Annotated in this window: 11 protein-coding genes; 1 reads left to right on the top strand and 10 read right to left on the bottom strand. The window is 32.0% G+C overall.

The genetic code is table 11. From position 1 onward, the window contains the following. Nucleotides 1-648: 648 nt before the first annotated feature. From rpsU to lepA, 10 genes are all read right to left on the bottom strand, one after another. Nucleotides 649-825, bottom strand: coding sequence for a 30S ribosomal protein S21 (gene rpsU / locus HMPREF2897_RS06815; protein WP_000048060.1), 177 nt, complete (start codon nt 823-825; stop codon nt 649-651). A 124-nt stretch (nt 826-949) separates the two neighbouring features. Further along, a complete protein-coding gene (gene mtaB, locus HMPREF2897_RS06810; protein ID WP_002457745.1) occupies nt 950-2,296 on the bottom strand; it encodes a tRNA (N(6)-L-threonylcarbamoyladenosine(37)-C(2))-methylthiotransferase MtaB in 1,347 nt (448 codons plus the stop codon). Between the two features lie 5 nt (nt 2,297-2,301). After that, entirely contained in the window at nt 2,302-3,054 is a 753-nt protein-coding gene (locus tag HMPREF2897_RS06805; protein WP_002457746.1) for a 16S rRNA (uracil(1498)-N(3))-methyltransferase, read from the bottom strand. A gap of 1 nt (nt 3,055) precedes the next feature. Further along, on the bottom strand, nt 3,056-3,994 hold the full coding sequence (gene prmA, locus HMPREF2897_RS06800; protein WP_002446565.1) for a 50S ribosomal protein L11 methyltransferase: 939 nt from the start codon (nt 3,992-3,994) through the stop codon (nt 3,056-3,058). A gap of 3 nt (nt 3,995-3,997) precedes the next feature. Continuing rightward, a complete protein-coding gene (dnaJ, locus tag HMPREF2897_RS06795) occupies nt 3,998-5,119 on the bottom strand; it encodes a molecular chaperone DnaJ (RefSeq protein ID WP_070592837.1) in 1,122 nt (373 codons plus the stop codon). 144 nt (nt 5,120-5,263) lie between these two features. Beyond that, entirely contained in the window at nt 5,264-7,093 is a 1,830-nt protein-coding gene (dnaK, locus tag HMPREF2897_RS06790; protein ID WP_002446567.1) for a molecular chaperone DnaK, read from the bottom strand. A 55-nt stretch (nt 7,094-7,148) separates the two neighbouring features. Beyond that, the gene (grpE, locus tag HMPREF2897_RS06785; protein ID WP_002457748.1) at nt 7,149-7,781 is read right to left on the bottom strand and encodes a nucleotide exchange factor GrpE; all 633 of its coding nucleotides are present in this window, start codon (nt 7,779-7,781) and stop codon (nt 7,149-7,151) included. 28 nt (nt 7,782-7,809) lie between these two features. After that, nucleotides 7,810-8,787, bottom strand: a complete 978-nt coding sequence (gene hrcA / locus HMPREF2897_RS06780) for a heat-inducible transcriptional repressor HrcA (protein ID WP_002457749.1) — start codon at nt 8,785-8,787, stop codon at nt 7,810-7,812. Between the two features lie 99 nt (nt 8,788-8,886). Next, nucleotides 8,887-10,011 (bottom strand): radical SAM family heme chaperone HemW, encoded by a 1,125-nt coding sequence (gene hemW / locus HMPREF2897_RS06775; protein WP_002457750.1) that lies wholly within the window; start codon nt 10,009-10,011, stop codon nt 8,887-8,889. Nucleotides 10,012-10,128: 117 nt separating this feature from the next. Then, on the bottom strand, nt 10,129-11,952 hold the full coding sequence (gene lepA, locus HMPREF2897_RS06770) for a translation elongation factor 4 (RefSeq protein ID WP_002457751.1): 1,824 nt from the start codon (nt 11,950-11,952) through the stop codon (nt 10,129-10,131). Nucleotides 11,953-12,244: 292 nt separating this feature from the next. On the opposite strand from lepA, the gene rpsT reads away from it, so the two are divergent. Beyond that, nucleotides 12,245-12,496: a 30S ribosomal protein S20 gene (rpsT, locus tag HMPREF2897_RS06765; RefSeq protein WP_001831221.1), complete on the top strand. Its 252-nt coding sequence runs from the start codon at nt 12,245-12,247 to the stop codon at nt 12,494-12,496. The last annotated feature ends 47 nt before the right edge of the window (nt 12,497-12,543 follow it).

The following is a 12,543-nucleotide window of genomic DNA, read 5'->3' as shown; positions in this document are numbered from 1 at the left end:
AGTCGGACATAAAAATGAAAAAACTGAGACATATCAATAACACACACTTGAAAATATTATAAACTTTCTATTATGGTAATTTAGATATACGCATGACTTCTATTATTAGTTCGGACAGATATTTTAGTTTTAAGTGATCCACTAAATCAATCATTACTGCTGATACCTTTTTTCATTACCTTATAGTTTTTTAATATCCAATTCTATATCTTTTCTAATATTTTCTAGTATGTTGAGAAAATGTGTAGCTTTCAGCATTTTGATATCATCGCTAACAATACTTGACTTGTGTTTTATTTTGAAGATTCAATGGTTCCATAATTGTTTTAAATCATACTCATCTACTTTCATTTCAACTGCTTGATATTTTGTTTCTATCGAATAAGATTTTCTTTTAATAGAAAAACACTTTCGCATGAATCAATTTAATATGAATTCAACGAAAGTGTTTTTTACCGATATTTGGGAGATAGCTCAATCATTGTCCCAAGCTTTGACTTATTAACAATTAAAGACTAGAACTGAAATACGTTAAAAACAAATAAATCAGTTCTAGTCTTCATTTCTAGATAGAACAGTGAATTCAATTCAAATTCTGTCCTAATATATAATTAACATTCTTGTTGAGGGAGTCAACAGAGCTATTAATTATTTGAATTTACGTTTACGTGCAGCTTCAGATTTCTTTTTACGTTTTACGCTTGGTTTTTCGTAAAATTCACGTTTACGTACTTCTTGAATAGTTCCACTTTTTGATACTGAACGTTTAAATCTACGTAAAGCATCTTCTAGTGATTCGTTTTTACGTACTACTGTTTTAGACATCTGTATTTCCCTCCCTCCAAATATCAACGGAACTTTATAGTCATTGCATAGTAAAACTATGCAGTTATTAGTATAATATAACTCTAAATGACGGTCAATCAGTAAAATTTACAATTTTTATTAATTAAACAAGTACTTCTTTTTCAGATTGATTCGTTGCATGTTTAACAACACGTATTGCTTTGCCTTCATTAATTGGATAATTAGCTTTAACTATCTTAACTTTCACTATTTGACCTATTAATGAGTCATCTCCTTCAAATCTTACCTTCATATAATTGTCAGCATAGCCAACAAGTGTTTGTGGTTCTTCACCCATTTCTTCAGGTATAACTTCTAAAACTTCATCTTCAAATTTAGAAGCATATTCTTTGGCTAATTGATTACTTAGACTAATTAGTTTGTGCACACGAACATTTTTTGTTTCTTCATCAATTTGATTGTCCATTCTTGCAGCAGGCGTTCCTATTCTAGGAGAATAAGGGAATACGTGTAACTCTGAAAAATGATGATTTACGATGAAATCGTAAGTTTCTTGGAATTCCTCTTCAGATTCTCCAGGGAAACCAACAATTACATCACTAGTAACTGCTAAATCTGGTAATGCTTGATGTAATTTTGTCAATCTTTCTGAAAAGTGTGCCATCGTATATTTACGTCTCATACGTTTTAACACATCATCAGACCCAGATTGTAACGGTATATGTAAATGACGTACTACCTTATTTGAGTTTCCTATGACATCAATAACTTCATCAGTAAGTTGACTTGCTTCAATCGAAGAAATACGTATACGTTCAAGCCCTTCAATAGTATCTAGATCTCTTAGCAATTGTGCTAGATTATAATTTTTAAGGTCTTGCCCATAACCACCAGTGTGAATACCCGTTAAGACAATTTCCTTATAACCAGAGTTAACAAGTTGAGTAGCTTGTTCTACTACTTTTTCTGGATCTCTAGAACGCATCAATCCACGTGCCCACGGGATAATACAGAACGTGCAAAAATTATTGCACCCTTCCTGTATTTTTAATGAAGCACGCGTTCTATCAGTAAAGTAAGGAACTTCTAATTCTTCATAAGTTCTATTTTTCATAATATTACCTACACCATTAATAGGTTGTCTCTCTTCCTGAAATTGTTGAATATAATCTAACAATTTATGTCGGTCTTGAGTACCTACAACGATGTCAACACCAGGGATTTCCATAATCTCGGCAGATGATGTTTGTGCATAACATCCAGTTACACAAACGACTGCATCAGGATTTTGTCTAATCGCTCTTCTAATTATCTGACGACTTTTTTTATCCCCTGTATTTGTCACCGTACATGTATTAATAACAAATACATCAGCATTTGTTTCAAATTCTACTCTTTCATAATTTGCATCTTTAAATAATTGCCAAATTGCCTCAGTTTCGTAATGATTTACTTTACAACCTAATGTGTGAAACGCAACTGTTGACATAATCTTCACCCCAATAATTCTTTTTCATAACTTACTGCACTTAAAGCGTAAAGAGGTGCAGTTTCAGCACGCAAGATACGTGGACCTAATCCAACTATAGTACTTACATCATCGAATAATGCAATTTCACTATCTGATAACCCACCTTCAGGTCCAAATATGATTAAAACACGGTCCTGTGTCTTAAATTGTTTAATTGTTTGCTTAAATTGACTTAATTCACCGTGCTTTGCTTGTTCTTCATATGCTATAAGAACATAGTCATATTGATTTATCATACCATAAATTTCTTTTAAATTCGACTTAAATTTTATATTTGGTATTGTTAAACGATAACTTTGTTCTGCAGCTTCCTTTATAATTTTTTGCCATCTCGATAATTTCTTTTCTACTTTAGAATCATTGAGCTTGACCACAGAGCGTTCCATAGCTACAGCTATAAATTCGTTTGCCCCCATTTCAGTTGCTTTTTGTATCATCCATTCATATTTATCTGCTTTGATTAAACCACTACATATTGTAATGTTCTGAGGTAGTTCAGTGTTAATTTGTTGTTTTTCTTCTAATTTAATTTCAATCGATTGATCGTTTATTGAAATAATTTTACATCTAAATACATTTTCATCTGAAAAAGTGACAATGATATTTTGTCCTTCTTTATAACGCATAACATTCACGATATGATGATAGTCTTCTTTGTTCTCAATAAAAAAGCACTGATTTTCATCAGCGCTTTGATTCATAAAATATCTTTGCAAATTATCCACTCACTTTCTGACCAACTATACAAACCCAGCCATTGTCATGTTCTACTGAAATAATTTTGAAACCAATACGCTTCATTTGTGATTCTATGTCTTGATACTTTTCTTCAATAATACCTGATGTGATAAAATAACCATCTTCAATTAAAGTATTATAAGTATCTTCAATCATTTCTTCAATAATATGGGCAAGAATATTTGCAATAACGATATTAAATTTCTCATTTTCATTTTTTAATAAATTACCTGGAACTGCTTCAATTGCATCATCACAATGATTTTTCTTAAAGTTTTCTTTTGCTACATTTACAGCCATTTCATCTATATCTAATGCCTTTATTCTTTGAACTCCAAGTAAATGACTAGCAATACTTAAAATGCCTGAGCCTGTTCCAACGTCGATAACTGAATCCGTTGGTTTTACAAAAGTTTCAATTGCTTTTAAACACATACTTGTAGTTGGATGATCACCTGTTCCAAAAGCCATACCTGGATCTAATTCAATGCACAATTCGTTATCATTTTCTTTAACATATGATTCCCAACTTGGTACTATCGTAAATTGTTTTGAAGCTCTAAATGGATGAAAATAATTCTTCCATTCATTTTCCCAATCTACTTCGGCAATAAGTTTTTCCTGATAATCATAAATTGTTTTATCAATTTGCTGAAGATTCAATATTTCATGATTAATGTTGGATTTTAAGTTTTCATTATAAGTGAACTCATTAAAATAAGCTTTTAATCGAACTCCTTTTTCAGGATAATCTTCAGGGTTTAAATCATAAATTTCTCCAAACTTATCAACAGGTTGTTCTTCTAAAATATGTGAATCTTCAATTACAACTCCATTAGAGCCATAACTTTCAAGAATTTCCGTAACATCGTATTCTACTTCGTGATTAACTACAATTGAGAGTTCCATCCAATTCATTGACTATTCTCCTTTAAAGAATCTTTTTGCTCTATCTTTAAAATTAGATGACTGTTCATTTATATCTTCACCATTAATTTCAGCAAATTCTTTTAATAATTCTTTTTGACGGTCATTTAATTTTGTTGGTGTAACCACTTTTATGTTGACAAATAAGTCCCCGTAACCATAACCATGAACATTCTTTACGCCTTTATCTTTAAGTCGGAATTGTTTACCCGTTTGTGTACCTGCAGGAATGGTTAAAACAACATTACTTTTTAGTGTAGGTATCTTAATTTCATCACCTAGTGCAGCCTGTGAAAAGCTAATATCTAGATTATAGTAGATATCGTCTCCATCACGTTCAAACGTATTGGATGGTTTAACTCTGAACACCACATATAGGTCACCATGTGGTCCGCCGTTAACACCAGGTGAACCTTCTCCAGCTAAACGAACTTGCTGTTCGTTATCCACACCTTCAGGAACAGTTACTTCTAGTTTAACTGTTTTATTTTCAGTACCTTTTCCTTTACATGTTGGACATGGCTCTTCAAATTCTTGTCCACTACCTTCACATTTAGGACAGACTTGTTCAGTTCTAACCCTACCCAAAATAGTATTTTGTTCAACAGAAACACGACCAGCACCATTACAATAGCTACAAGTTTTTTTACTTGTACCAGGTTTAGCCCCATCACCGTTACATGTATGACATGTTACATCTTTTTTTATTGATATTTCTTTTTTTGTTCCGAATACAGCCTCTTCAAATGTTATTGTCATTGTGTATTGAAGGTCATCACCTTTGCGAGGTGCATTAGGATCTCTTTGACGTGAACCGCCACCAAAGAATGAGCTGAAAATATCTTCAAATCCACCAAAGTCACTGCCACCAAAGCCTTGACTACCAAATCCACCTTGTGGTCTGTCATGACCAAATTGATCATAATTTGCACGTTTGTTTTCATCACTTAAAACTTCATATGCTTCGGAGATTTCTTTGAATTTTTCGTCTGCGCCTTCTTCTTTATTTATATCTGGATGGTATTTTTTTGATAATTTACGATAAGCTTTTTTAATTTCGTCTTTAGAAGCGCTTTTGCTTACGCCTAAGACCTCATAATAGTCTCTTTTGGCCATAATTACCTCTCCTTTTATACGTTTAACAAGAATAGTTTATCTAATTGTTTCTTAATATCCAAATAAAAAGTCAAAGTCAATGATCGATTGACTTTGACTTTTTTACTAAAAACTTAATAGATAATTATAAGTTAAATACTAAACTTATTTTTTATCTTCGTCATCTTTAACTTCTTTAAAGTCTGCATCTTCAACAGTACTATCTTGAGAACCTTGTTCTTCTTGAGCTTGTTGTTGTGCTTGTTGAGCTTGTTCATAAACTTTTGCAGATAATTCTTGAATTACTTTTTCAAGTTCTTCTTTTTTAGCTTTAATATCATCGATGTCTTCACCTTCTAATGCTGTTTTAAGTGCATCTTTTTTCTCTTCAGCATTTTTCTTATCTTCATCACTAATATTTTCGCCTAAGTCTTTAACTGTTTTTTCAACTTGGAATACTAGACTATCTGCTTCGTTTCTCAAGTCAACTTCTTCACGACGTTTTTTATCTGCTTCAGCATTTTCTTCAGCATCTTTAACCATGCGATCGATTTCTTCATCAGATAGAGATGAGCTTGATTGTATTGTGATATTTTGTTCTTTATTAGTACCTAAATCTTTAGCTGTAACGTTAACAATACCGTTTTTATCGATATCAAATGTTACTTCGATTTGAGGTACACCACGTGGTGCAGGTGGAATGTCAGTTAATTGGAATCTTCCTAAAGTTTTGTTGTCAGATGCCATTGGACGTTCACCTTGTAATACATGAATATCTACCGCTGGTTGATTGTCAGCTGCTGTAGAATAAACTTGTGATTTGGATGTTGGAATAGTAGTATTACGTTCAATTAATGTGTTCATACGTCCACCCATAATTTCGATACCTAAAGATAATGGCGTAACATCAAGTAATACCACATCTTTAACATCACCAGTGATTACACCAGCTTGAATAGCAGCACCCATTGCTACAACTTCATCTGGGTTAACACCTTTATGTGGTTCTTTACCAATTTCTTTTTTAACAGCTTCTTGAACGGCCGGAATACGTGTTGAACCACCAACTAAAATAACTTCATCTATTTCTGAAGTAGATAAACCAGCATCTTTTAATGCTTGACGAGTCGGTTCCATAGTTTTTTTGATTAATGAATCAGCTAATTCTTCAAATTTAGAACGAGTCAAACTAATTTCTAGGTGTAATGGTCCATTTTCTCCAGCAGAAATGAATGGTAATGAAATTTGAGTTTGAGAAACACCTGATAAATCTTTTTTAGCTTTTTCAGCAGCATCTTTTAATCTTTGTAATGCCATTTTATCTTGTGATAAATCAACACCATTCTCTTTCTTGAATTCTGAAACAAGATAATCAATAATTACTTGGTCAAAGTCATCGCCACCAAGTTTATTATCTCCGGCAGTTGATAATACTTCAAATACACCGTCGCCTAACTCTAGAATAGATACGTCAAATGTTCCCCCACCTAAGTCAAATACGAGAACTTTTTGATCTGTTTCAGTTTTATCTAACCCATAAGCAAGTGCAGCAGCTGTAGGTTCGTTGATAATACGTTCAACTTCTAAGCCTGCAATTTTACCAGCATCTTTAGTTGCTTGACGTTCACCATCATTGAAATAAGCAGGGACAGTGATAACAGCTTTGTCTACTGTATCTCCTAAATAGTTTTCTGCAGTGCTTTTTAAGTTTTGTAAAATCATTGCTGAAAGCTCTTGTGGTGTATAAGATTTACCTTCAATATCTACTTTATAATCTGTACCCATATGACGTTTAATAGACTGTACAGTGTTAGGATTTGTGATAGCTTGTCGTTTTGCTACTTCACCTACTTGAGTTTCACCATTTTTAAATGCAACCACTGATGGTGTAGTACGTGCACCTTCTGGGTTTTGAATTACTTTTGGTTCATCTCCTTCTAAGATAGAAACACAAGAGTTAGTTGTACCTAAATCAATTCCAATTACTTTACCCATAATATAATTCCTCCAATTTAATCATTTTATTTATTTCAATGTATTTTCAATCTAATTATTGATTTACTTTTACCATTGATGGTCTTAAAACACGATCCTTAAGTTTGTATCCTTTTTGCAATTCTTGAGTAACTTCACCTGATTTAAAATCAGGATTGTCATCTTGAACGACAGCTTGATGTAAATTAGGATCGAATTCCTTACCTTCAGCTAAAATTTCTTCAAGACCATTGTCTTTTAAAGCTCTTAGTAAACTTTCATGAACCATCTGCACTCCTTTTTGAAGTGATTTGAACGATTCATCATCACCTTCAATTTGTAGTGCACGCTCAATATTATCTATAGACGGTAAAATGTCAGTTAAAACACCTTGAGCTTTATAAGTAGCATTAATTTGATTTTCTTTTTGAATTCGGCGTTTATAATTTTCGAATTCAGCATATAATCTTAAATATTTTTCTTCATTATCATTTGCAAGCTTTTCTAATTCTTTAATTTTAGTATCTTGAGACTCTGACTCTTCATCCTTGATACTTTCTTCTGAATTATTTTCTGAATCGCTAGCATTAGCTTCACTATTATCTGTGTTAGATACTGAGTTTTCAATCTTTGTATCATTCTGATTATCTTCAGTTTCTACATTAATATCTTCCTCAGTATTATTCACTGACTGATCTTTTTCTGACATAGTCTGACCTCCAATACATTTCCAATTACTACCATATACGGTTTAATAATTGAATTACATTTTGATAATGCATTGCAGTTGGTCCGATTACTGCAATTTGACCTTTTAGTGACTCATCAAAATGATACTGACTAGTCACAATTGATATATCGCTTAAACTATCATCAATCTCTTTACCAATTCGGACACTGATTTGAGATGTTGATATATCTTCTAATAATTCAGTTATTTTATTTGATTCTATATATTGAAGAATCGGTTGAATAGATGAAACGTTGGACTCATTTAACGCATCAATAAGTTTAACCTTTCCACCCATATAAATGCTATTACTTTGATTACCAATTTGTAAATTTATCATCTCAACTACTTCATTTGCAAGCAATAGCTCTTCTTTTTGACTAAAGTAAGACTCGATGTTTTGAGTTAGTACTTTGCGATTAAAACTGAAATGTTCAGTCAAAAAGTTTGCTATTTTATTTAAATTAATATTATTTAGTTGAGCATGCGATACAAAATGTATATTTTCAACATGTCCAGAAGAAAATACCATTACTAAAATAATCAAATGGTTGTTAGCACGAATTAGATGTATATCATTTATAACATCTTGCTTGTGATTCGGGCGGACTACCAACGTTGCATATTGAGATTTCATAGATAATTCATGTGCAAAGTTTGAAAGTGCAGTCGAACTATCATAATGATTCTCAATTAATAATTGATTTAAACGTTGAATTTTGTTTTGACTTTGATGAGATGTTTGTTCTAAAAGGCGATTGACATAATATCTAATCCCTGATTCAGATGGAACCCTTCCAGAAGATGTGTGTGTCTTCTCAATGAAATGCATTTCTTCGAGTTGCTTCATTTCATTTCTAATGGTAGCTGGACTCACATCCAAGTGATGACGATGAATTAGAGTTTTAGATCCAATCGGTTGTCCAAAATCAACATAATCTTCAACAATAGCATTAAGGATGCTTAATTGTCTTTTTGTAATCATGTTTTCACCTCATTAGCACTCTTTTGTCTCAAGTGCTAATTATAATTTATCAAATTGGTCAAAGTAAGTCAATGTTAAAGCACTAAAATTTCTAACTTTTTATGAATTTAGCAAAAATGCTTCAAAAACCTCGTTACCTATGACTTTTCCACGTTCGGTTAAAGATATAAATTCTCTTTCCTCTTTTATGAGTCCCCTACACCTCAAATCTTTAATAGTTTCACCAAACACCTCATCGATTAATTTATTAAACTTTTTCTTAAAACGGCTTTTACTAACACCTTGATTCATTCTTAAACCAAGAAACATTTCTTCTTCCATTCTTTCGTTATAAGTAGGAGATGTTTCAGATAGTATTGGTTTTTTTCCTTCATTTATCGCTTTAATATAATGATTTACTGGATTAAGATTTGTGTAACGTACACCGTTTACATAACCACTTGCACCAGCACCAAAGCCATAGTATTCTTCATTTAACCAATATACTTTATTATGGTTTGATTCATGATTAAGTTTACTAAAATTAGAAATCTCATATTGATGAAATGATGAGTTTTTCATACGATCCATTAAAAATTGATACATTTCTGCCCCTAAATCTTCATTTGGTAATTTTAAATGTCCCTTTCTATACAAATTATAAAACTGGGTTTTAGGTTCAAGAATTAATCCATAACTTGAAATATGATCAATATCCAATGCAATGGCACGTTCTAGGCTGTCTTTAAAATCGTCGATAGTTTGTTGTGGTAAATGGTACATTAAATCCAAACTTATTGATTCAATACCTGCTTTTCGGGCATGACTAACAGCATTATATATATCTTCAGTTTTATGAGTTCTGCCTAAAATTTTTAATAGTTCAGGTTTAAATGTTTGTACACCCATTGATATTCTATTTACGCCATATTGTTTTAAAAGTACAACTTTTTCATAAGTTAACTCATCAGGATTAGCTTCAACAGAAAATTCTCCGCTAATTGTAAATGTTTGATTAATTGCTTTAAGTAGCTTCTCAAGTTGTCTCATATTCAAGGCTGTCGGTGTACCACCTCCGACATACATTGTTTCAAGATTTCTGTTATTATCAACTTGCATCTCGTTAATAAGTGCGTCTAAGTATTCATCGACTGGCTGTTTATCGATAAAGTATTTATTGAAATCACAATAAGTACAAATTCTATAGCAAAATGGAATATGAATATATGCACTTTTTACACTCACTTTATAACCACCAATCTTTAAATCATTTATATAGTTTTCACATTATATGCTTATATCACTCTAGACATTATAAAATGAGGTAAGACATAAAGAATGTCTATACCCCATTCATCTACATTATTCATCATCCATTTTTAATACTGCTAAAAATGCATCTTGAGGAATTTCCACATTGCCTACTGCTTTCATTTTAGCTTTACCTGCTTTTTGTTTTTCTAAAAGTTTTCGTTTACGACTGATATCTCCACCATAACATTTAGATAAAACATTTTTACCCATAGATTTAATGTTTGTTCGTGCAACAATTTTTTGACCAATAGCCGCCTGAACTGGCACTTCAAATTGTTGTCGTGGAATTAATGTTTTTAATTTTTCTACAAGCGCTTTTCCTCTTTCATATGCAAAATCTCTATGGACAATAAAACTTAGAGCATCAACTTTATCTCCATTCAGTAATATATCCATTTTAACAAGATTACTTTCTTTATTCTCAATAAATTCATAATCAAAAGAAGCATAACCTTTTGTATTAGATTTAAGTTGATCAAAGAAATCGAAAACTACTTCAGATAATGGAATTTCATAAACAATATTAACCCTTATATCATCAAGATAATCCATGTTTATAAATTGACCTCTTTTACGTTGACATAACTCCATCACTGCACCTACATAATCATTCGGCACCATCATCGTAGCTTTGACAAATGGTTCATAAATATGTTCTATTTTATCTCTTTCGGGCATTTGTGCTGGATTATCAACTGAAACTTCAGAACCATCTTTTAAAATACATTGATAGATAACAGAAGGCGCTGTTGCAATGAGTTCAATACCAAATTCTCTTTCGATTCTTTCTTGAATAATCTCCATATGTAACATTCCTAAAAATCCAGTTCTGTATCCAAAACCAAGGGCTTGTGAAGACTCTGGTTCAAACTCTAAGGATGCGTCATTAAGTTGTAATTTTTCTAAAGCTTCTCTTAGGTCATTATAGTCTTTATTGTCAATAGGGAATAGACCACAATATACCATTGGATTCATCTTTTTATATCCTTGTAACGGCTTGTCAGCAGGTCTTTCAGCTAAAGTAATTGTGTCACCTACTCTAGAATCATCAACATTTTTGATGCTTGCGATAATGTAGCCCACATCACCAACTGTTAATTCTTCTATCGGTAGTTGCTTAGGTGTATTGATTCCCACTTCTGTAACTTCAAATTCTTTACCGGTAGCCATCATTTTAATTCTATCCCCAGCTTTAACAACACCATCAATAATTCGAATTGAAGATATTACTCCTCTGTATGGATCATATTCTGAATCAAAGATAAGTGCTTTAAGTGGGGCTTCAGGATCACCGTCCGGTGCTGGTACAACATCAACTATTTTCTCTAAAATTTCTTCAATACCTATATTTGACTTAGCACTTGCGAGTACTACATCTTCTTGATCAATACCTATAACATCTTCTAATTCTTGCTTAACTCTATCAGGCTCAGCTGCAGGCAAGTCTATTTTATTAACAACTGGCAAAAGTTCCAAATCATTATCTAATGCTAGATAAACGTTTGCTAAGGTTTGTGCTTCTATACCTTGGGCAGCATCAACTACAAGAATTGCACCTTCACATGCAGCTAATGAGCGAGAAACCTCATACGTAAAGTCGACATGCCCTGGTGTATCTATCAAATGAAATGTATAAGTTTCTCCATCTTTAGCTTCGTATTTTAATCGAACAGCATTTAGTTTAATAGTGATGCCTCGTTCTCTTTCCAAATCCATAGAGTCAAGTAATTGATCTTGCATTTCTCGAGTTTCAACTGATTTTGTATTCTCTAAAATTCGATCAGCTAATGTCGATTTACCATGGTCTATATGCGCAATAATGGAGAAATTTCTAATATTTTCTCTTCTATTGTATCGTTCTTGCTTATCCATTTTATCCTTCTCGCTTTCATCTTTATAACCTTTCACTTCTATGTATCTTTGATATAGTAACGTTTTTATTACTTTAATGCAATATATCTTTGACATAATTAATTAAATGTAAATTCTAACATAACTATTATATCTACTTCAGTAGTTCATTCCAACAATTAAAAAGTAATAAATTCAATTGAAGTTACTTTTAAATAAATGATTGCACAAATATAAGACATTTGATAAAATATTTCTTGTTGTAATCAAATAAATTTTGATAAGTTATGATCACTTTTAGGAGGTGACAGTAATGCCAAACATTAAATCTGCAATCAAACGTGTAAGAACAACTGAAACAGCTGAAGAAAGAAATATTTCTAAGAAAAACGCTATGCGTACAGCTGTGAAACGAGCTAAAACAGCTATCTCTACTGATGCTGAAAACAAAGATGAATTATTAAGATTTGCTATCAAACAAGTTGATAAAGCATCTCAAAGTAATTTAATCCATTCTAATAAAGCTGACCGTATTAAATCTAAACTTATGTCAGCTAATAAATAATGATTATTAAAACAGAGAGGCTGGGACATAATTCCTAGCAAAATAGC

The sequence above is a fragment of the Staphylococcus sp. HMSC065D05 genome (genome assembly GCF_001813195.1).
Lineage (GTDB): Bacteria > Bacillota > Bacilli > Staphylococcales > Staphylococcaceae > Staphylococcus > Staphylococcus epidermidis.
The sequence above is the reverse complement of the archived record's forward strand: the minus strand, read 5'-3'. Positions and strand labels throughout refer to the sequence as shown.